This is a genomic window from Actinosynnema sp. NPDC059335 (assembly GCF_042752395.1).
Lineage (GTDB): Bacteria > Actinomycetota > Actinomycetes > Mycobacteriales > Pseudonocardiaceae > Actinosynnema.
In genome coordinates, this window is record NZ_JBHYXZ010000120.1 from 7880 (window position 1) to 27700 (window position 19821).

Consider the following 19821-nt stretch of genomic DNA (forward strand, 5'->3'; position numbering starts at 1 on the left):
TCACCCCCCCCCCCCCCCACAGCCATCGCTATCGGGCGTGCACCCACCCCCCCGCCCGCGCGCCCCCGCCCCCCCCCCCGCCCCCCCCCCGGCCCCCCCGGCCCGGGGTCGTGGGGTGGAGAAGAACAGCGCTCGGCGTCAGGCGCTCGAACGGGTGACCATCGCAGTCGGCAGGAGCAGGAACGGCGGCAGGTTCTCCTCGCCGGCCAGCTCCGCCATGAGCCGCCACGTCATCGTGCGCCCCAACTGCTCCACGTCCTGCCGGATCGTGGTCAGCGGCGGCACCGCGGTGGAGGCGATCATCAAGTCGTCGAACCCGACCACGGCCACGTCCTCGGGCACCCGCTTGCCGTGCGCGTGCAGGGTCTGCAACGCGCCCAGCGCCATGATGTCCGCGCCGACGAACACCGCGTCCAGGTCCGGCGCCCGCCGGAGCAGGTCGGCCATGGCGACCGCGCCGCTCTCGGGGGTGAAGTCGCCGTACGCGACGAGGTCGGTGTCGAGCCGGGCCTGGCTCAGCCCACGCTTCCAACCGGACAAACGGTCCATACCGACCGCCATGTCGCGCGGACCGGCGATGGTGGCGATCCGCTTGCGGCCCCGCGAGACCAGGAAGCGGGCCGCCTCCATGGCGCCGTTGAAGTTGTCCGAGTCCACATAGGGCACGCCGCCCGCGCCGAGGGGCCGGCCGCCGACCACCGTCGGCAGGCCCGCGTCGGCGAGCGTGCGGGGCAGGGGGTCCTGCCCGTGCAGGCTGATCACCAGCACGCCGTCGACGTGGCCGCCGCAGAGGTAGTTGACCAGGTCCTGCTCGTCACCCTCCTTGCTCATCATGAGGACGAGCTGGACCCTCTTGCCCGCCAGCTCGGCGTGCACACCGCGGAGCACACCGGCGAAGAACGGGTCGGCCAGCACACGGCTGCCCTGCTCGGAGACGACGAGCGCGATGCAGTTGGCGCGGCTGCCCGCGAGCGTGCGGGCCGCCTGGTTGGGGCTGTACCCCAACTTGCCGATGGCCTGGTGCACGGCCTCGCGCGCCCTCGAACTGACGTACGGCTCGCCGTTGATCACCCGGGAGACGGTCGACTTCGACACCCCGGCTGCACGGGCGACCTCCTCGAGCCGGGTGTTGGGTCGTCGCGCCTTGGGCGGGTCAACGGCATCGGTCACGGAGCGACCGTCGCCGCGAGAGTGTTGCCACGGGCAACCTGCGAGTACCACATGGCGCTCATCTTAGGCGTCCGCACCTGGGTCTCGTAGTCGACATGCACGATCCCGAACCGCTTGGCGTAACCCTCGGCCCACTCGAAGTTGTCCATGAGCGACCACGCGAAGTAACCGCGCAGGTCGACACCCGCCTCGATGGCCGCGTGCGCCGCCCGCAGGTGCGACTCGATGTAACCGAGCCGCTCGGTGTCCCGGATCGACCCGTCGTCGCTGAACGAGTCGACGTAGGCCGCGCCGTTCTCGGTCACGTACAGCGGGATGCTGGGGTAGTCCTGGTGCACCCGCATGAGCACCTTGTAGAGGCCGTCCGGCTGCACCTCCCAGTCCATGTCGGTGCGCGGCAGGCCGCGGCTCGGGAACGAGACGTGCTCCGCGCCGACCCAGGGTGACCCGGTCGGGCGACGGCCGTTGGTCTGGACCGGCGTCTCGGGCTCCGGCTCTGGGGTGCCGCTGACGAAGTGCTCGGCGTAGTAGTTGACGCCCAGCTGGTCCAACGGGGCCGAGATGATCTCCAGGTCGTTCTCGCGGATGTGCTTCGAGAAGCCGTACGGCTCCAGGTCCTCCACGATGTCCGCCGGGTACTCGCCCTTGAACAGCGGGTCCAGGAAGATCCGGTTCTGCAGGCCGTCGAGCCGGCGCGCGGCGTCGAGGTCGGCCGGGTCCTCCGGGTTGGCCGGGATGATCGGGTACATGTTGAGCGTGATGCCGATCTTGGCGGTCGGCGCCTGGTCCCGGATCACCGAGGTGGCCAGGCCGTGGGCCAGCAGCAGGTGGTGCACGGCCGCGACGGCGGCCTCCGGCTCCTGGCGGCCGGGCGCGTGCACGCCGGCGGCGTAGCTGAGCAGCGACGAGCACCACGGCTCGTTGAGCGTGGTCCAGTTCTCCACCCGGTCGCCCAGCGCGCCGACCACGGACTCGGCGTACTCCGCGAAGCGGTACGCGGTGTCCCGGTTGGCCCAACCGCCCTCGTCCTCCAGGGTCTGCGGGAGGTCCCAGTGGTAGAGCGTCAGCCACGGGGTGATGTTGTTCTCGAGCAGCTTGTCGACCAGCCGGGAGTAGAAGTCGAGACCGGGCTGGTTGACCGGACCGCCGTCCGGCCGGATGCGGGGCCACGCGGTGGAGAACCGGTAGGCGTGCAGCCCGAGGTCGACCATCAGCTGGACGTCTTCGTCGACGCGGTGGTAGTGATCGGCCGCCGGGTCGCCGGTGTCACCGCCCACCACCGCGCCGGGGATCTTGCAGAACGTGTCCCAGATGGACGCGGTGCGACCGTCCGCGGTGGTCGCGCCTTCGATCTGGAACGCCGCGGTCGCGGCGCCCCACACGAATCCCTCGGGAAAGGAAATCGACTCCACAGCTACCCCTTCACAGCACCCTGCATGATCCCGGCGACGATCTGCCGACCGAGTACGAGGAAGACGATCAGAATCGGGACCGTGGCCATGGTGGTCCCGGCGAGCACGAGCGAGTTGTCGACGTAGTAGCCGCTCTGGAGCTTCTCCAGGGCGACCTGCATCGTCGGGTTGTCCGCGTTGAGCACGATCAGCGGCCAGAGGAAGTCGTTCCACGACATCATGAACGTGAAGATGCCCAGCATGGCGGCGGCCGGGCGCACCGCGGGCAGGCACACGTGCCAGAACGTGCGGATCATGCTGCACCCGTCCATGCGGGCCGCCTCGATCAGCTCGTCGGGCACGGCGTCGGAGATGTACTGGCGCATCCAGAACACGCCGAACGCGGTCACCAGGTTGGGGATGATGACCGCGCCGAGGGTGCCGGACCAGCCGAACTCCGCCATCGCCATGTAGAGCGGGATGATGCCGAGCTGCGTGGGCACGGCGAGCGTGGCGACCACGAACACCATCAGCGGCCCGCGGCCCTTGAACCTCAGCTTCGCGAAAGCGAATCCGGCCAGGGTCGAGAGCACCACCACGGACACCGTGACCGTGCCGGAGACGATGACGCTGTTGCCCAGCGCCTTCCAGAACGGGATGGAGTCCAGCACCCGCGAGGCGTTGGCGAAGAAGTGCCCGCCGGGCAGCAGCGGCCCCTCGGACTTGAACGTGCTGTCGTCGTGGCTGGCGGCGAGGAACGACCAGTAGAACGGGAACGCCGAGCCGAGGATGAACGCGATCAGGATGCCGTAGACGACGAAGCCCGGTCGCCGCTCCGAGAGCGACACCGCCTTCGAGCGCCGGCGCTTCGACCGCTCGGGCGCGGCGGCGCGCGGCGCCGGGCGGTCGGTGACGGTGGCCATCACGCCTCCCCACTCGACGCGAGCCTGCGGGTGAGCAGGAAGTTGATCCCCGCGATCGCGATGATGACGATGAACAGGACCCAGGCCATCGCCGAGGCGTAGCCGAGGTCGAAGCTCTGGAAACCGGACTGGTACATGTAGAGCACGACCGTCTGGTACTGGTTGGTCGCGCCGCCGTTGCTGCTGCCCGAGGGGGCGAACAGCTTCGGCTCGGTGAAGATCTGCAGGCCGCCGATGGTCGAGGTGACCACGACGAAGATCAGGGTCGGGCGCAGCATGGGCAGCGTGATGCTGAAGAACTGGCGCACCTTGCTCGCGCCGTCCACCCAGGCCGCCTCGTAGATGTCGCGCGGGATGGCCTGCATGGCGGCCAGCACGATGAGCGCGTTGTAGCCGGTCCAGCGCCAGTTGACCATGGTCGCGATGGCGACGTGGCTCCACCAGCGGTCGGCCTGCCAGTCGATGCGGTCGATGCCGAACAGCTCCAGGACGTCGTTCACCGAGCCGTACTGGACGCCGAACAGGTCGCCGAAGATGATGGTCAGCGCGACGAGGCTGGCGACGTAGGGCAGCAGCACGCCCATCCGCCAGCCGGTGCGACCGCGCAGCGCCGTGTTCAGCAGCGCGGCGAGCAGGACCGCGATGATGACCTGCGGCACCGTCGACATCGCGAAGATGCTGATCGTGTTGACCATCGCGTTCCAGAACTGCGAGTCGGCCAACAGGGTGGTGTAGTTCTCCAGCCCGACGAACGGCTGCTCGTCGGCGCCCAGCTCCCAGTCGAACAGGGAGATGTACGCGGTGTAGAGCAGCGGGAACAGGCCCACCACCGCGAACAGGATGAAGAACGGGGCGATGTAGAGGTACGGGGAGTACTTGACGTCCAGGTTCGTCAGCCGATAGCGCCAGCCGAGCTTCGCCGGACCGATGTCATCGTTGTCGTCGCGCCGCGGCGGGCGGGGCTCGGAGCCCCGCCCGCGCGTGACCGTGAGTTCGGTCGTCATTACTTGGCAGCCTTCTTGGCTCCCTCGACGACCTGGTTCCACGCCTCTTCGGGCGAGGTGCCCTGCTCGACCGAGGTCAGTGCCGGGGAGACCACGTTGTCCTGGATCTCGCCGTCCTTCGGGCCCTTGTACTGGGCGGCCGCGACCTTGTTGGCCTGCTCGGCGAACAGCATGCCGACCTTCTCGCCACCGAAGTACTCGCTGGTCTGGTTCAGCAGCTCAGGGGAGATCAGGGCCTCGGTCTGGCTCGGGAAGGTGCCCTTGGCCTTGAACGCCTTGATCTGCTGCTCCGGCGCGGTCAGCCACGCGGCCAGCTTGGCGGCCTCGGCCTTGTTCTTGCCCTGCTTCGGGACGGTCAGGTACGAGCCGCCCCAGTTGCCGCCGCCACCCGGGAACGCGGCCGTGACGGCCCACTTGCCCTTGTGGTCGGGGCCGGCGTTGCCCTCGATGACGCCCAGCATCCAGGACGGGCAGGTCTTGGTGGCGAACGCCGACTCCTTGAAGCCGGTCTCCCACTCCGGGCTCCACGCGGCGAGCTTGGCCGACTGGCCGCGCGCGACCGCGCCGGTGACCTGGTCCCAGATCTTCTTGTCGTCGTTGGTCTCGATCACGAGCTTGTCGTCGCGGTCGAAGTAGCCGGTCTTGGCCTGGTTGTGCATCGGGTTGAAGATCTGCGCGGCCGAGTCGAACCACGGCTTGCCCGTCGCCTTGACGTACTTGTCACCGGCCTCGAAGTACGAGTCCCAGGTGGCGAACAGGGGCTTCACGCCCTCGGGGTCCGACGGCAGGCCGGCGGCCTCCAGCAGATCCTTGCGGTAGCACATGGCCAGCGGGCCGATGTCGGTGCCGTAGCCGATGAGCTTGCCGTCCTTGGTGGTGACGGCGTCGACCTTCCACTGCAGCCAGCGGTCCTCGCGGACGTCCTTCGGACCGATCTCCTTGAGGTCCTCGAACTGGCCCGACTTCGCCATGACCTGGCTCAGGAAGCCCTCTTCGACGGCCTCGACGTCGGCCAGGCCGGAGCCGGCGGCCAGCTTCGTGAACAGGTTCTGGTGGTGCGGCGCGCCCTGGCCGGTCTTGCGCTGCGTGACCTTGACGTTCGGGTTGGCGGCCTCGTACTCCTTGAGGAGCTCCTCGTAGCCGAACTCGTTGAAGGTCGCGATGGTCAGCTCGACCTTGCCATCCGATGACGTGCCGGACCCTCCCGAGCCACAGGCCGTGGCGACTGCGGCAAGCACTGCGGTGCAGGCCAGGACTTTGGCCAAGCCTGCTCGACGGTAGCGCACGAGAACTCCTCAGTTGATCGGCGGTGAACGTTCTGGGAGCGCTCCCAGGTTTTGGGGGAGTGTGGTTCGCGCCACGGAGTCGTGTCAAGCGCCCGTGTCCGCGCTGTTACCGACGTTGCTGCGTTTGCGTAGCTGGACCGATTCTGCTAGCGGTGTGAACGGTAGTCCGTTCAGGCACTGTTCGTAGACCGGTCGGACACGTTCGGTTCATCTCCGAGACGATGACCCGGAAACGATTCACGAGGCGTGACCCCACTCACCCGGCACCAGTGTGCCCCGGAAGTGCAAGCGCGTCCGCAACCACCCCCGGCGAGTCGCACACGGGGTGTCGGTAAGACTGTCCGGTCGGGTGTCGTGACTCGACCGGCCGGGTGATGACACCGGCCGGTCGAGTGGCGCCGAGTCGCCCCGCGGGGACGCGCCGGCCCATTGCCCCGGCGACGGGGACGCCCGCCGCGAGAGATCGCGCGAATATAGGGGCACCCCGCGATCAGGGTATTGCCGCCATTGCGCGGCCCCGGTCGCGCCGCGGTTCAGCGACCGTCTTCCAAATCGCCCTCGGTTTCCAGATATGCCTTTCGCAGCGATTCCAGCGTCTCCGGTTCGGGGTGCTCCCACATGCCCCGGTCGGCCGCCTCCAGGAGCCGCTCGGAGATGCCGTGCAGCGCCCACGGGTTGGCCCGCGCCAGGAACTCCCGGTTCACCGGGTCCAGCACGTAGTTGGCCGCGAGCTGCTCGTACATCCAGTCCGCGACCACCCCGGTGGTGGCGTCGTAGCCGAACAGGTAGTCCACCGTCGCGGCGAGTTCGAACGCGCCCTTGTAGCCGTGCTCGCGCATCGCGGCCAACCACCGCGGGTTCACCACGCGGGCGCGGAAGACGCGGTTCGTCTCCTCGTGCAGCGTCCGGGTGCGCACCGCGTCCGGACGCGTGCTGTCGCCGACATATGCGGCGGGCGCTTTGCCGGTGAGCGCGCGGACGGTCGCGATCATTCCGCCGTGGTACTGGAAGTAGTCGTCGGAATCGGCGATGTCGTGTTCGCGGGTGTCGATGTTCTTCGCCGCCACCGCGATGCGCCGGTACGCGCTTTCCATGGCCGGGCGCGCTTCCACGCCGTCGAGATCGCGGCCGTACGCGTAGCCGCCCCACACCGCGTAGACCTCGGCCAGATCGGCGTCGTCGCGCCAGTTCCGGCTGTCGATCAGCGGGAGCAGGCCCGCGCCGTACGCGCCGGGTTTGCTGCCGAAGATGCGCATTGTGGCGCGACGCGGGTCGTTGTGCTGCGCGAGATCGGCTTGCGCGTGCGCGCGGACGTAGTTGTCGGACGCCGACTCGTCCAGGTTCGCGACCAGTCGCACCGCGTCGTCGAGCAGTGCCACCACGTGCGGGAACGCGTCCCGGAAGAAGCCGCTCACGCGGACCGTGACGTCGATTCGCGGTCGGTCCAGCTCGACCAGCGGGATCACCTCCAGACCGGTCACCCGACGGGACCCCTCGTCCCATTTGGGCCGGACGCCGAGCAGGGCCAGCACCTCGGCGACGTCGTCACCGGCCGTGCGCATGGCGCTGGTGCCCCACACCGACAGGCCGACCGACGCGGGCCACTCCCCCGTCTCGGAGCGGTAGCGCGCCAGCAGCGAGTCGGCCATCGCCTGACCGGTCTCCCACGCCAGCCGGGACGGCACCGCCTTGGGGTCCACCGAGTAGAAGTTGCGGCCCGTCGGCAGCACGTTCACCAGGCCGCGCAGCGGCGAGCCGCTGGGACCGGCCGGGACGTACCCGCCGTCGAGCGCGTGCAGCACGTTGGCCAGCTCGTCGGTGGTGCGGTCGAGCCGGGGCACGACCTCGGTGGCGGCGAACTCCAGCACCCGCGCCACGTCCTCGTCGTCGGTGAGGGTCCGGGCCGCGCGGACGTCCCAGTCGGCGTCCTCCATCGCCTGGACCAGGGCGCGGGCCCGCTCCTCGACGCGGTCGGTCTCGACGCGGGTCGCGCCGCCCGCGGTCTCGGCCAGCCCCAACGCCTCGCGCAGCCCCGGCAGGGCGGCGACCTGCCCCGCCCACACCTGCTTGGCCTGCAGGATCGACAGCACCAGGTTCACCCGGGCCGCGCCGGTGGGCGCCTGGCCGAGGACGTGCAGGCCGTCGCGGATCTGGACGTCCTTGACCTCGCACAGCCAGCCGTCGACGTGCAGGATCAGCTCGTCGAACCCGTCGTCGTGCGGGCGGTCGGACAGGCCGAGGTCGTGGTCGAGCTTCGCGGCCTGGATGAGGGTCCAGATCTGGGCCCGGATCGCGGGCAGCTTGGCCGGGTCCATCGCGGCGATGGTGCCGTGCTCGTCCAGCAACTGCTCCAGCCGCGCGATGTCGCCGTAGCTGTCGGCCCTGGCCATCGGCGGCACGAGGTGGTCCACCAGGGTGGCGTGCGCCCGGCGCTTGGCCTGGGTGCCCTCGCCGGGGTCGTTGACCAGGAACGGGTAGATCAGCGGCAGGTCGCCCAGCGCCGCGTCGGGACCGCAGGCCGCCGACAGGCCGACCGCCTTGCCGGGCAGCCACTCCAGGTTGCCGTGCTTGCCGACGTGCACCACGGCGTCCGCGCCGAACCCGTCCTCCAGCCAGCGGTACGCGGCCAGGTAGTGGTGGCTCGGCGGCAGGTCCGGGTCGTGGTAGATGGCGATCGGGTTCTCGCCGAAGCCGCGCGGCGGCTGCACCATGACCACGACGTTGCCGGAGCGCAGCGCGGCCAGCACGATCTCCCCGTCGGGGTCGCGCGACCGGTCCACGAACAGGTTGCCGGGCGCCTCGCCCCAGTGCCGCTCCACCTCCTCGCGCGCGTCGGCCGGCAGGGTGGCGAACCACTCGCGGTAGCGGGCGGCGGGCAGCCGCACGGGGTTGCCCCGGAGCTGCTCCTCGGTGAGCCAGTCGGCGTCCTGGCCGCCGGCCGCGATGAGCGCGTGGATGAGCGCGTCGCCGTCGAGGTCGGCCACGCCGGGCAGCCCGTCGCCGATGTCGTAGCCCCGGTCGCGCATCGCGGCGAGCAGCCGGACCACGCTCGCGGGCGTGTCCAGGCCGACGGCGTTGCCGATGCGGGAGTGCTTGGTGGGGTAGGCCGACAGCATCACCACGACGCGGCGTTCGGCCGGCGGGACGTGCCGGAGCCTGCCGTGGCGCACGGCGATGCCCGCGACCCGGGCGGCGCGCTCCGGGTCGGCGACGTAGACGGTGAGGCCGTCCTCGTCGACCTCCTTGAACGAGAAAGGCACCGTGATGATCCGGCCGTCGAACTCCGGGATCGCCACCTGCGTCGCGGTGTCCAAAGGGGACAGACCGTCGTCGTTGCCCTCCCACGCGGCACGGCTCGTGGTCAGGCACAGCCCCTGGAGGATCGGCACGTCGAGGGCGGCCAGCGCGCCCACGTCCCACGCGTCGTCGTCACCGCCGGCGGACGCCGCGGCGGGCTTGGCGCCGCCGGCCGCGAGCACGGTGACCACCAAGGCGTCGGCCTTGGCCAGCTCGGCCAGCAGCTCCGGTTCGGCGGTGCGCAGGGAGGCGCAGTAGACCGGCAGCGGACGGCCGCCCTTGGCCACGATCGCGTCGCACAGCGCGTGCACGAACGCGGTGTTCCCGGCCACGTGGTGGGCGCGGTAGTACAGCACCGCGACGGTCGGCCCGTCGGCCTGGTCGTCCCGCTCCAGCAGGCCCCAGGTCGGCGTCGGCGCGGGCGGCGCGAAGCCGTGGCCGGTGAGCAGGACCGTGTCGGACAGGAAGCGGTGCAACTGGGCGAGGTTCGCCGCGCCGCCGTGCGCCAGGTACGCGTGCGCCTCGGCGCACACCCCGCCGGGCACCGTCGACAGCTCCATCAGCGGCGCGTCCGGGTTCTGCTCGCCGCCCAGCACGACGACCGGCAGGCCGGACGCGAGCAGCCGGTCCAGCCCCTCCTCCCACATCCGGCGACCGCCGAGGATGCGCACGACCACCAGGTCGACGCCCTCCACCAGGACCGGGAGGTCGTCCACGGCGGTGCGGGCGGGGTTGGCCAGGCGGTAGTCGGCGCCGCTGGCACGGGCGGACAGCAGGTCCGTGTCGGAGGTCGACAACAGCAGGATCACGTGCGGGCTCCATCCCTCGGGGGTCCTCGCCCCGGTCGTAGGGGACGGCGAGCGGAGTTCCTGACTCCCGGGGGCTCCCCCGGTCACAGTGGCGGGACCGCGCCGGATTCACACCGGCTTCCTCCTGCTGCTTCGCCGTTCGGAGGTCACCCTAACGGCAGTTAGCATCCAGTCCATGCCCACGGAGCGAACTCACCCGGACGCCTGCCCCGGCGCCGTCGACGTGCACCGCGCCGCCGACGGCGGGTTGGCGCGCGTGCGGGTGCCCGGCGGCACGTTGAGCGCCGAGCGGGTCGACGTGCTGCGTGCCGCCGCGCTGGACCTCGGCGACGGGTTCCTGGAGCTGACGTCACGGGCGAACGTGCAGATCAGGGGCTTGGCGCCGGGGGCGGAGCACGAGCTGGGCGCGCGGCTGCGCGCGGCCGGCCTGCTGCCGTCGGTGACGCACGAGCGGATGCGCAACATCGTCGCCGCGCCGATGGAGGACAACCAGGCGCTGGTGGACGCGCTCGACGCGGCGCTGCTCGCGGCGCCGGAGTTGGCCTCCCTGCCGGGGAGGTTCCTGGTCACGGTGGGTGGCGCGGTGAGCGGCCTGTCGGGTGACATCGGGCTCGTCGGTGACGCGTTGTTCCTGGCCGGGCGCGATTCCGGGCTGCGGGTGGCGGACCCGGTGAACGCCGTGGTGACGGCCGCGCGGGTGTTCGCCGGGATCCGCGGCGAGGCGTGGCGGCTGTCCGAAGTGGACGGCGGTGTGCGGAAGATCACGGCGGCGCTGGGCGAGCCCGGTTCCGTGAAAATCCCGTCCGGTGTGACGCCCGTCGCACCCGGTGGGCACGGCGACGTGGTCGTGGCGGGCGTGCCGTTCGGGCGGTGGGACGCGCGGCTGCTCGCCGGCGTGCCGGTGCGGATCACGCCGTGGCGGAGCCTGGTGCTGCCGGCCGGGACCGACACCGGCGGCCTGTTCACGTCGCCGGACTCGCCGTGGCACGGCGTCAGCGCGTGCACCGGGCGGCCGGGGTGCGCGAAGTCGCTGGCCGACGTGCGGGCCGACGCGACCCGTTGGGTGCGGGCGCGGACCGGGTCCGGCCGGGTGCACTGGTCGGGCTGCGCCCGGCGGTGCGGTCGCCCGGCGGGCGACGTGGTGGAGTTCGTCGCGACCGGCGACGGGTACGAGGAGATCAGGTGACCGGGTACGTCAAGGACGGCGCGGAGATCTACCGCCGTTCGTTCGCCACCATCCGCGCCGAGGCCGACCTGGCGCGGTTCCCGTCCGACGTCGCCCGGGTGGTGGTGCGGATGATCCACGCCTGCGGGATGGTCGACCTGGTCGGGGACGTCGACTTCTCGCCGCACGTGGTGCGCGACGCGCGGGCGGCGCTGCTGGCGGGCGCGCCGATCCTGTGCGACGCGCAGATGGTCGCGGCGGGCGTGACGCGTCGCCGGCTGCCCGCGGACAACGAGGTCGTCTGCACGTTGGGCGACCCGCGGGTGCCCGGGTTGGCCGAGGAGCTGGGGACCACGCGCAGCGCGGCGGCGTTGGAGCTGTGGCGGGACCGGTTGGAGGGCGCGGTGGTGGCCATCGGCAACGCGCCCACCGCGTTGTTCCACCTGCTCGACCTGATCGCGGCGGGCGCGCCCCGACCCGCCGCCGTGCTCGGCGTGCCGGTGGGGTTCATCGGCGCGGCCGAGTCGAAGGACGCGTTGGCGGCCAACGGCCTGGGGTTGGAGTACCTGGTCGTGCGCGGCCGGCGGGGTGGCAGCGCCATGACCGCGGCGGCGCTCAACGCGATCGCGAGCGAGGAAGAATGACGGGCAGGCTGTACGGGGTCGGGGTGGGTCCGGGCGACCCGGAGCTGGTGACCGTCAAGGCGGCGCGGCTGATCGGCGAGGCCGACGTGGTGGTGTTCCACAGCGCGCGGCACGGGCGCAGCGTGGCGCGCCGCATCGCCGAGCCGTACCTGCGCGAGGGGCAGGTCGAGGAGCAGCTGGTCTACCCGGTCACGACCGAGGAGTCCGACGACTACCAGGGCGAGATCGACGCGTTCTACGAGGAGTGCGCGGCGCGGTTGGCGGCGCACCTCGACGCCGGGCGGACGGTCGTGGTGCTGGCGGCGGGCGACCCGTTCTTCTACGGCTCCTACATGCACCTGCACAAGCGGTTGGCGCACCGGTACCCGGCCGAGGTCGTGCCGGGGGTGACGTCGGTGAGCGCGGGGGCGGCGGTGCTCGGGCGGCCGCTGGTGGAGCGGGACGAGGTGCTGACCGTGCTGCCGGGCACGTTGCCGGAGGAGGAGTTGGCCGGTCACCTGGCCGGCGGCGACCCGGTGGCGGTGATGAAGCTGGGCCGCACGTTCCCGCGGGTGCGGGAGGCGTTGGCGCGGTCGGGCCGGCTGGGCGAGGCGTGGTACGTGGAGCGGGCGACGACCGGGGCGCAGCGGACCGCGCCGTTGGCCGAGGTGGAGGCGGACGGCGTGCCGTACTTCTCGCTGGCCCTGCTGCCGAGCCGGTCGGGGGCCGGGCACGCGGGCGGGTCGGGTGCGATCGCGGCGGACGGGTCGGTCGGCGCCGGCCCGGCTGCCGCTCTCCCGCTCGCGGGCGGCTCGCCGGCGCGCAGCGCGGTCACGGCAAGCGCGGCGGGGGGCGGCCCGGTGGGGGCGGCAGGCGGCGCGGCCGACCCCGGGGCGGCGGCGAGCGGCGCGGTGGCGGGGGAGCCGGGCGAGGCCGCGGCTTCGGCCGGAACCGCCGGCGAAGCCGGGGCGGTCGGCGAGGCCGGAACCGCCGGCGAGGTGGTGGTGGTCGGGCTCGGGCCGGCCGGGCCGCAGTGGTTGACGCCGGAGGCGCGGGAGGCGTTGGCGGCGGCCGAGGAGTTGGTCGGGTACGTGACCTACCTGAACCGCGTGCCGGTGGACCCGCGCCAGCGGCGGCACGCGTCGGACAACAAGGTGGAGGCCGAGCGGGCGGCCTTCGCGCTCGACCTCGCCAAGCGGGGGCGTCGGGTCGCGGTGGTGTCGTCGGGCGACCCGGGCGTGTTCGCGATGGCCGGCGCGGTCCTGGAGGTGGCCACCGACCCGCAGTTCGCCGACGTGCCGGTCCGCGTCCTGCCGGGGGTGACGGCCGCCCACGCGGTGGCCAGCCGGGTCGGCGCGCCGCTGGGCCACGACTACTGCGTGGTCTCGCTGTCGGACCGGCTCAAGCCGTGGGAGGTGATCGAGCGGCGGCTGGAGGCGGCGGCCGCGGCCGACCTCGTGCTCGCGATCTACAACCCGGCGTCGCGCAGCCGCACGTGGCAGGTGGACAAGGCCCGCGACGCGCTGCTGCGGCACCGCTCCCCCGACACGCCCGTGGTCGTCGGTCGGGACGTCGGCGGCCCGGAGGAGTCCGTCCGGGTGGTGCGGCTGGCCGACCTCGACGCGTCCGCGGTGGACATGCGGTGCCTGCTGCTGGTCGGCTCCTCGCAGACCCGGGTCAGCGCCCGCGGCACGGTGTTCACCCCGCGCCGCTACCCCGCGTGAGCCAGTCGACGGCCTCGGCGACCGTCTCCACCAGCGGCGCGTCCGGTGGCGGGGGTCGGCGCACGACCACGACCGGGATGCCGAGGTGACGGGCGGCCGCCAGCTTGGCGGCCGTCATCGGCCCGCCGCTGTCCTTGGTGACCAGGACCTCGACCCGGTGCTCCCGCATGAGCGCCAGCTCGCCGTCCACTGTGTACGGACCGCGGTCGAGCACGACCGCCAGCCGCGGGTTCGGCGGGTCGGGCGGGTCGACGGTGCGCGCCACGCCGTCGGTGAACGCGGCCAGCCCTCGACGCCCGGTGGTGACGAGCGCCCGGCGGCCGGCGACGAGCGCGGCGGCCTCGGCGACGCTGTCCACGTACCGCCAGCCCTCCTCGGGCGGCCAGCCGGGGCGGCGCAGCACCAGGAACGGGGTGCCGGTCGCGGTGGTCGCGGCGAGGGCGTTCGCGGTGATGCGGTCGGCGAACGGGTGCGTGGCGTCCACGACGGCGTCCACGCGTTCGGCCCGCAGGTACGCCACGAGCCCGTCCACCCCGCCGAAGCCGCCGACGCGGACCTCGCCCTCGGGCAGCTTCGGGTCGGCCACCCGGCCGGCCAGCGACGAGATCACCCTCATCCCGGTGAGCGCGGCGGCGAGCGCGCGGGCCTCGCCCGTGCCACCCAGTACCAGCACGGTCTTCACGGCTGTTGCATCCTGTCGTCGTGAGCACGAACCTGCGCTTCGGCTGGACCACCGGCGCCTGCGCCACCGCCGCCACCACGGCGGCGTACACGGCGTTGCTCACCGGTGAGTTCCCCGACCCGGTGGGGATCGTGCTGCCGAAGGGCCAGACGCCGACGTTCGCGCTGGCCCGGGAATCCCTGGCGGACGACCGCGCGTTCGCCGCGATCGTGAAGGACGCGGGCGACGACCCGGACGTCACGCACGGCGCGCTGGTCGGCGCGACGGTCCGGCACGGCGCGCCGGGCAGCGGCGTGGTGTTCGAGGCGGGGCCCGGTGTCGGCACAGTGACCAAGCCCGGCCTGCCGCTGGCCGTCGGGGAGCCCGCGATCAACCCCGTGCCGCGGCAGATGATGCGCGAGCACGTCGCGCGGGTGGCGGCCGAGCACGGCGGCGCCGGCGACGTGGTCGTGACGGTCTCGGTCGAGCACGGCGAGGAGCTGGCCCGCAGGACGTGGAACCCCCGGCTGGGCATCCTGGGCGGGCTGTCGATCCTCGGCACGACCGGGATCGTCGTCCCCTACTCGTGCTCGGCGTGGATCGACAGCATCCGGCGCGGCATCGACGTGGCCCGCGCGCAGGGCCACCGGCACGTGGCCGGGTGCACCGGAAGCACGTCGGAGAAGGTCGCGGCGGCGCTGCACGGGCTGCCCGAGGACGCGTTGCTGGACATGGGCGACTTCGCCGGCGCGGTGCTGAAGTACCTGCGCCGCCACCCCGTGCCGAGGCTGACCATCGCGGGCGGCATCGGGAAGCTGTCCAAGCTGGCGGACGGCCACCTCGACCTGCACTCGGGCCGCTCGCAGGTCGACCTGGGCTTCCTGGCGTCCCTGGTGGACGATCCCGCGGTCGCCTCGGCGGTGGCCGACGCGAACACGGCCCTGGGAGCGCTCCAGGTGTGCCAGGCGGCGGGCGTGCCGCTGGGCGACCTGGTGGCGGCGAGGGCCAAGGCGACGGCGGACGGCGTGCTGCGCGGCGCCCCGGTCGCGGTGGACGTCGTCGTGATCGACCGCGCGGGGACGGTCGTCGGCCGGGCCTGACGTCACGGTCGGCTGCGGGCGGTGGAGTAGAGGTGGCTGTCCGGGAAGCCCTCGGCGGCCAGCGCCCGGCCCACGACGATGACCGCGGTCCGCTTCACGCCCGCCGCGAGCACCTGGTCGGCGATGTCGGCGAGCGTGCCGCGCAGCACGACCTCGTCCTCGCGGCTGGCCCGCGCGACCACCGCGACCGGGCAGTCCGCGCCGTAGTTGGGCAGCAGGTCGGCCACCACCCCCAAGATCCGCTGCACGGCCAGGTGCAGCACGAGCGTGGACCCGGACCGGCCCAGCGTCGCCAGGTCCTCGCCCTCGGGCATGGGCGTGGCGCGGGCCGCCGTGCGGGTCAGGATCACGGTCTGCGCGACGCCCGGCACGGTCAGCTCGCGGCGCAGGGACGCGGCCGCCGCGGCGAACGCGGGCACGCCCGGCGTCACGTCGTAGGGGATGGCCAGCGCGTCCAGCCGGCGCATCTGCTCGGCCATCGCGCTGAACACCGACGGGTCGCCCGAGTGCAGCCGCGCCACGTCGTGCCCGGCCGCGTGCGCGGCGGACAGCTCGGCGGTGATCTCGTCCAGGTCGAGGTTCGCCGTGTCGACCAGGCGCGCCCCGGGCGGGCAGTGCTCCAGGACCTCGACCGGCACGAGCGCGCCCGCGTACAGGCAGACCGGTGACGCGGCGATGATCCGCGCCGCCCGCAGGGTGAGCAGGTCGGCCGCGCCGGGCCCGGCGCCGATGAAGTGGACGGTCACGCGTTCTCCCCAGCAGTGTGCTCTTTGGTCACGGCCCACGTGGTCACGGGCATCTGCGCGCGCCAGCCGGTGAAGCCGCCGATCGCGGTCGCCCGGCTGACCTCGATCCGGGTCAGGTCGCCGCCGAGCCGGGCCCGCCACCGCGTCAGCACGGCCTCGGACTCCAGCGTCACGGCGTTGGCGACGAGCCGCCCGCCGGGCTTGAGCGCGTCCCAGCAGCGCTCGACCACGCCGGGCGCGGTGAGGCCCCCGCCGATGAACACGGCGTCGGGCGGTTCGAGGTCCAGCGCCTCGGGCGACGAGCCGACGACCACCTCGATGCCGGGCACGCCGAACGCCGTCGCGTTGCGCCCGACGCGCGCCGCCCGCTCCGGGTCCCGCTCCACGGCGACGGCCCGGCAGCGCGGGTGGGTCCGGCACCACTCGACGGCGATGCTGCCCGCGCCCGCGCCCACGTCCCACAGCAGCTCGCCGGGGCGCGGCGCGAGCAGCGCCAACGTCACCGCGCGGACCTCGCGCTTGGTCAGCTGGCCGTCGTGCTCGTAGGACGCGTCGGGCCGGCCGGGGGTCAGCGACGCGCCGTCCGCGCCGCACTCGACCGCGAGCACGTGCAGCGGGTCGGCGTCGTCGAGCGAGTGGTGCACCCGCTCCCCCGGCCCGCCGAGCTGCTCCAGCACGGTCAGCCGCGCGTCCGGGGCCAGGGCGGCGACCTCGCGCGGCCGGCCGCCGAGCACCAGCACGCGCCGCCCGGGGTGCAGGTGCGGCACGACCAGCGCGGCGGGCCTGCCGACCAGGCTCACCACGTCCACGTCGTCCAGCGCCCAGCCGAGGCGTGCGCACGCCAGCGACACCGACGACGGGTGCGGGACCACGCGGACCCGGTCCGCGCCCAGCAGCCGGACCAGGGTGGTGCCGATGCCGTGGAACATCGGGTCGCCGCTGGCCAGCACGCCCACGCGACGCCCCCCGTACCGGGCCAGCAGCCCCGGCAGCGCCGGGACCAGCGGCGACGGCCACGGCACCCGTTCGACGTCGCCCGGCACCAGGGCGAGCTGCCGGGCGCTGCCCAGCAGCACCTCGCAGGACTCGACCGCGTGCCGGGACGCGGGCGGCAGGCCGTCCCAGCCGTCGGCCCCGATGCCGATGACGGTGACGCTCACACCGTCCCCAGCACGCGCGTGACGGCGATCTCGATCACCACGCGCTCCGGGTTGGGCCGAGGCGTGCGGTAGCGGTCGGCGTAGCGGCGCTCGGCGTCCCGCACCACCTCGGGCTCGCGGCGGACCACCGCCCGGCCCTCCAGCGTCGACCAGCGGCGTCCGTCCACTTGGCACACGGCGGCGGGCGCGCCACCGGGGCCGGCCGCGAGGATTTGGCGCACCTTGTGCGACGTCCCCGAGGTGATCACCCGGGCGGTGGCGGTCTCCACGTCCAGCGTGACGCCGACCGGCACGACGTGCGGGGTGCCGTCCGGGCGGATCGTGGTCAGCGTGCACAGGTGCCGCTCGGTCCAGAACGCGCGGAAGTCCTCGCCCTTGCTCGACAACATGCGTGCATCATGCGGCACGCACCGGCTAGGGTGGAAAACGTGACGCGCCGATTTAGCCGCCCCCGGCCGGGAGACCCGGTCGCCGGGGCGTGTGGCGTGCGCTAGTTCACGCGGTCCCGGTGGCGGACCGGCTCGGGGGACACCTCCAGCCGTCCGGCTTCCACCGCTCGAAGGGACCACCGCGATGCCCCGCGACCTCAGCGACCCCACGTACGGGCCGCACGCCGTGCAACTCCTGCTCGACCAGATCCTGACCGCCCTACCGGGTGAAGTCCGCGTGCTGCGCGATCACCCGGAGGTGTCGGTGGACGACAACTACACCGCGTTGGGCTACCCGCCCGACGCCATCACCCGCGACGCCCGCTACACGCGCTACACCGGCCCGAACCGCATGCTGCGCAGCCACACCACCGCCATGGTGCCGCCCGCGCTGCGGCTGCTCGGGACCCGGGACGACTGGGACGACGTGACGCTGGCGTGCGTCGGCATGGTCTACCGGCGCGACGCCGTGGACCGGGTGCACTCGGGCACGCCGCACCAGCTCGACGTGTGGCGGATCTCCCACCACCGGGCCGACCTGGACGAACTGGTCGACGCCGTCGTCACCGCCGCCGTGCCGGGCCTGCGGTACCGGACCACCCCGGCGACCCACCCGTACACGACCGGGGGAAAACAGGTGGACGTGCTGGTGGACGGCGAGTGGCTGGAGGTGGCCGAGTGCGGCCTGGCCGCCCGCCACGTGCTGCGCCGGGCGTGGCTGCCCGACCACGTGCACGGCCTGGCGCTGGGACTGGGCCTGGACCGGCTGCTGATGCTGCGCAAGGGCGTCCCGGACATCCGCCTGCTGTCCTCCGACGACCCCCGCGTGGCCAACCAGATGCTCGACCTGACGCCGTACCGGCCGGTGTCGAAGCACCCGCCCGTCACCCGCGACATCTCGGTGGCGGTCGGCCCGGACGCCGACGACGAGACCATCGGCGACCTGGTCCGCGCCGCCGTGGGCGACCTGGTCGAGGAGGTCGCCGTGGTGGGCGGGACCCCGGTGCCCGACCTGCCGCCGGCGGCCGTGGCCCGCCTCGGCGCGCACCCCGACCAGCGGAACGTGCTGGTCCGGCTGGTCCTGCGCCACCCCACCAGGACCCTGACCGACGACGAGGCCAACGCCGCCCGTGACGCCGCCTACGCCGCCGTCCACGAGGGCGACGCGCCACTGCGTGCGGCGGGGTGAGGCCGGTGGATTAGGTTCGGATCATGAGCGCGTGGGCGGCCAAGGCGATCCGGCAGGTGCGAGAGGGCCATCGGCCCACGCCGCTGCGCGGCCTGCGGGTGGGCGGGGCGGACGTCGTCCTCAAGGACGAGACCGCCCTGCCCACCGGCAGCACCAAGGACCGCACGGTCGCCGCGATGCTGTGCCACGCGATCGCGAGCGGCCGCATCACCGAGGGCACGGGCATCGTCGTGGCCACCGCCGGCCCGGTCGCCCTGGCCGCCGCCCGCTTCGCCACCCTGCTGGACCTGCCGTTCACCGCCCTGGTCCCGGCCAGGACCCCACCGGCCGTCCTGGACCGGATCGTCCACGCGGGCGGCCGCTGGCGGCGGGCCACCCAACCCCCGGCCGCCCTGCAGCACGAAGCCCACACCCTGGCCGAGGGCTGGGGAGCCCACTTCCTCGACCACCTGACCGACGCCGAACCGGCCGTCGCCGCGTGGCCACCGACCCTGGCCGACGAACTGTTCGCCCAACTCCCCGAACCCCCGCGCTGGGTCGTCGTGGGCGCCGGCACGGGCGCCACCTCGGCCGCCCTCGGCCGCCACATCCGCCGCGAGGGCCTGGACACCAAACTGGCCGTCGTGGACCCGGAGAACTCCGCCTACTTCCCCGCCTGGGCCTCCGGCGCACCGGACTACGGAACCGGGATGCCGTCCCGCATCCCCGGCATCGGCCGCCCGCGCGTCGAACCGGGCTTCCAACCGGGCGTGGTGGACCTGGTCATCCCCATCCCCGACGCCGCCTCCGTCGCCGCACTGCACTGGCTGCACCGGCAGAACGTCAACGCCGGCCCTTCCACCGGCACCGCCGTGTGGGGAATCCACCACCTGACCACCGCACTGCGCGAACCGGGCCCTTTCGCCACCATCATCGCCGACAGCGGAACCCCCTACCACAACACCTACCTGAACCAAACCTGGCTCCAGGACCACAACCTCGACCCCACCCCCTACACCGACCAACTACACCCCTAACACCCCCACACCACTGATTCCCAACCCACCCTCATCGGACCCGCAGCCACCCCACCGAGGCTCGATGTGACATGGGTTCGGGTGCCTTAGGCTGGACGAAGCCGGCAGGCCCGGCGGGACGCTTTCCCC

16 protein-coding genes and 1 riboswitch are annotated in these 19821 nt (G+C 73.0%); of the genes, 6 read left to right on the top strand and 10 right to left on the bottom strand.

Annotated elements, in window-relative coordinates; genetic code table 11:
- Nucleotides 1-138 precede the first annotated feature (138 nt).
- The 6 genes from ACFXGA_RS29520 to cobN form a co-directional block, all read right to left on the bottom strand.
- Entirely contained in the window at nucleotides 139-1170 is a 1032-nt protein-coding gene (locus ACFXGA_RS29520) for a LacI family DNA-binding transcriptional regulator (protein ID WP_378093440.1), read from the bottom strand.
- Nucleotides 1167-2573, bottom strand: a complete 1407-nt coding sequence (locus ACFXGA_RS29525; protein ID WP_378093471.1) for a GH1 family beta-glucosidase — start codon at nucleotides 2571-2573, stop codon at nucleotides 1167-1169. Before ACFXGA_RS29525 ends, ACFXGA_RS29520 begins: the two co-directional genes overlap by 4 nt.
- Before the next feature lie 11 nt (nucleotides 2574-2584).
- Complete coding sequence (locus ACFXGA_RS29530; protein ID WP_378093442.1) at nucleotides 2585-3484, bottom strand: carbohydrate ABC transporter permease; 900 nt, start codon at nucleotides 3482-3484, stop codon at nucleotides 2585-2587.
- Entirely contained in the window at nucleotides 3484-4488 is a 1005-nt protein-coding gene (locus ACFXGA_RS29535; RefSeq protein WP_378093444.1) for a carbohydrate ABC transporter permease, read from the bottom strand. The genes ACFXGA_RS29530 and ACFXGA_RS29535 overlap by 1 nt, the downstream gene beginning before the upstream one ends.
- On the bottom strand, nucleotides 4488-5774 hold the full coding sequence (locus tag ACFXGA_RS29540; protein ID WP_378093446.1) for an extracellular solute-binding protein: 1287 nt from the start codon (nucleotides 5772-5774) through the stop codon (nucleotides 4488-4490). Before ACFXGA_RS29540 ends, ACFXGA_RS29535 begins: the two co-directional genes overlap by 1 nt.
- A gap of 533 nt (nucleotides 5775-6307) precedes the next feature.
- Nucleotides 6308-9880: a cobaltochelatase subunit CobN gene (gene cobN / locus ACFXGA_RS29545; protein ID WP_378093448.1), complete on the bottom strand. Its 3573-nt coding sequence runs from the start codon at nucleotides 9878-9880 to the stop codon at nucleotides 6308-6310.
- A gap of 33 nt (nucleotides 9881-9913) precedes the next feature.
- A riboswitch (cobalamin riboswitch) is annotated at nucleotides 9914-10048 on the bottom strand.
- Nucleotides 10049-10055: 7 nt separating this feature from the next.
- Between cobN and ACFXGA_RS29550 the strand changes: the two genes are divergently transcribed.
- From ACFXGA_RS29550 to ACFXGA_RS29560, 3 genes are read left to right on the top strand one after another with little or no spacing between them, the layout of a single operon-like run.
- Complete coding sequence (locus ACFXGA_RS29550; protein WP_378093450.1) at nucleotides 10056-11066, top strand: hypothetical protein; 1011 nt, start codon at nucleotides 10056-10058, stop codon at nucleotides 11064-11066.
- Nucleotides 11063-11689: a precorrin-8X methylmutase gene (locus ACFXGA_RS29555; protein WP_378093452.1), complete on the top strand. Its 627-nt coding sequence runs from the start codon at nucleotides 11063-11065 to the stop codon at nucleotides 11687-11689. Before ACFXGA_RS29550 ends, ACFXGA_RS29555 begins: the two co-directional genes overlap by 4 nt.
- Nucleotides 11686-13392 (top strand): precorrin-2 C(20)-methyltransferase, encoded by a 1707-nt coding sequence (locus ACFXGA_RS29560; protein WP_378093454.1) that lies wholly within the window; start codon nucleotides 11686-11688, stop codon nucleotides 13390-13392. The genes ACFXGA_RS29555 and ACFXGA_RS29560 overlap by 4 nt, the downstream gene beginning before the upstream one ends.
- On the opposite strand, the gene ACFXGA_RS29565 is transcribed toward ACFXGA_RS29560, so the two are convergent.
- Complete coding sequence (locus ACFXGA_RS29565; protein ID WP_378093457.1) at nucleotides 13367-14074, bottom strand: cobalt-precorrin-6A reductase; 708 nt, start codon at nucleotides 14072-14074, stop codon at nucleotides 13367-13369. The two genes, ACFXGA_RS29560 and ACFXGA_RS29565, sit on opposite strands and share 26 nt — an antisense overlap.
- 20 nt (nucleotides 14075-14094) lie before the next feature.
- Here ACFXGA_RS29565 and ACFXGA_RS29570 point away from each other — a divergent pair, with 20 nt between their 5' ends.
- On the top strand, nucleotides 14095-15153 hold the full coding sequence (locus ACFXGA_RS29570; protein WP_378093459.1) for a cobalt-precorrin-5B (C(1))-methyltransferase: 1059 nt from the start codon (nucleotides 14095-14097) through the stop codon (nucleotides 15151-15153).
- 2 nt (nucleotides 15154-15155) lie between these two features.
- Here the strand turns inward: ACFXGA_RS29570 and cobM are convergent, their stop codons facing one another.
- From cobM to ACFXGA_RS29585, 3 genes are read right to left on the bottom strand one after another with little or no spacing between them, the layout of a single operon-like run.
- The gene (cobM, locus tag ACFXGA_RS29575) at nucleotides 15156-15899 is read right to left on the bottom strand and encodes a precorrin-4 C(11)-methyltransferase (RefSeq protein ID WP_378093461.1); all 744 of its coding nucleotides are present in this window, start codon (nucleotides 15897-15899) and stop codon (nucleotides 15156-15158) included.
- Nucleotides 15896-17059, bottom strand: coding sequence for a precorrin-6y C5,15-methyltransferase (decarboxylating) subunit CbiE (cbiE, locus tag ACFXGA_RS29580; protein WP_378093463.1), 1164 nt, complete (start codon nucleotides 17057-17059; stop codon nucleotides 15896-15898). The genes cobM and cbiE overlap by 4 nt, the downstream gene beginning before the upstream one ends.
- The gene (locus ACFXGA_RS29585; protein ID WP_378093465.1) at nucleotides 17056-17448 is read right to left on the bottom strand and encodes a pyridoxamine 5'-phosphate oxidase family protein; all 393 of its coding nucleotides are present in this window, start codon (nucleotides 17446-17448) and stop codon (nucleotides 17056-17058) included. Before ACFXGA_RS29585 ends, cbiE begins: the two co-directional genes overlap by 4 nt.
- Before the next feature lie 184 nt (nucleotides 17449-17632).
- On the opposite strand from ACFXGA_RS29585, the gene ACFXGA_RS29590 reads away from it, so the two are divergent.
- Both ACFXGA_RS29590 and ACFXGA_RS29595 read left to right on the top strand, forming a co-directional pair.
- Nucleotides 17633-18676 (top strand): hypothetical protein, encoded by a 1044-nt coding sequence (locus ACFXGA_RS29590; RefSeq protein ID WP_378093467.1) that lies wholly within the window; start codon nucleotides 17633-17635, stop codon nucleotides 18674-18676.
- Nucleotides 18677-18699: 23 nt separating this feature from the next.
- Nucleotides 18700-19692 (top strand): pyridoxal-phosphate dependent enzyme, encoded by a 993-nt coding sequence (locus ACFXGA_RS29595; protein ID WP_378093469.1) that lies wholly within the window; start codon nucleotides 18700-18702, stop codon nucleotides 19690-19692.
- Nucleotides 19693-19821: the final 129 nt, after the last annotated feature.

Bases quoted from the DNA above. Each gene is read 5' to 3' on its own strand.
- ACFXGA_RS29585 (WP_378093465.1), bottom strand. From the start codon at position 17,448: ATGTTGTCGAGCAAGGGCGAGGACTTCCGCGCGTTCTGGACCGAGCGG.
- ACFXGA_RS29595 (WP_378093469.1), top strand. From the start codon at position 18,700: ATGAGCGCGTGGGCGGCCAAGGCGATCCGGCAGGTGCGAGAGGGCCAT.
- ACFXGA_RS29530 (WP_378093442.1), bottom strand. From the start codon at position 3,484: ATGGCCACCGTCACCGACCGCCCGGCGCCGCGCGCCGCCGCGCCCGAG.
- ACFXGA_RS29590 (WP_378093467.1), top strand. From the start codon at position 17,633: ATGCCCCGCGACCTCAGCGACCCCACGTACGGGCCGCACGCCGTGCAA.
- ACFXGA_RS29535 (WP_378093444.1), bottom strand. From the start codon at position 4,488: ATGACGACCGAACTCACGGTCACGCGCGGGCGGGGCTCCGAGCCCCGC.
- ACFXGA_RS29550 (WP_378093450.1), top strand. From the start codon at position 10,056: ATGCCCACGGAGCGAACTCACCCGGACGCCTGCCCCGGCGCCGTCGAC.
- ACFXGA_RS29560 (WP_378093454.1), top strand. From the start codon at position 11,686: ATGACGGGCAGGCTGTACGGGGTCGGGGTGGGTCCGGGCGACCCGGAG.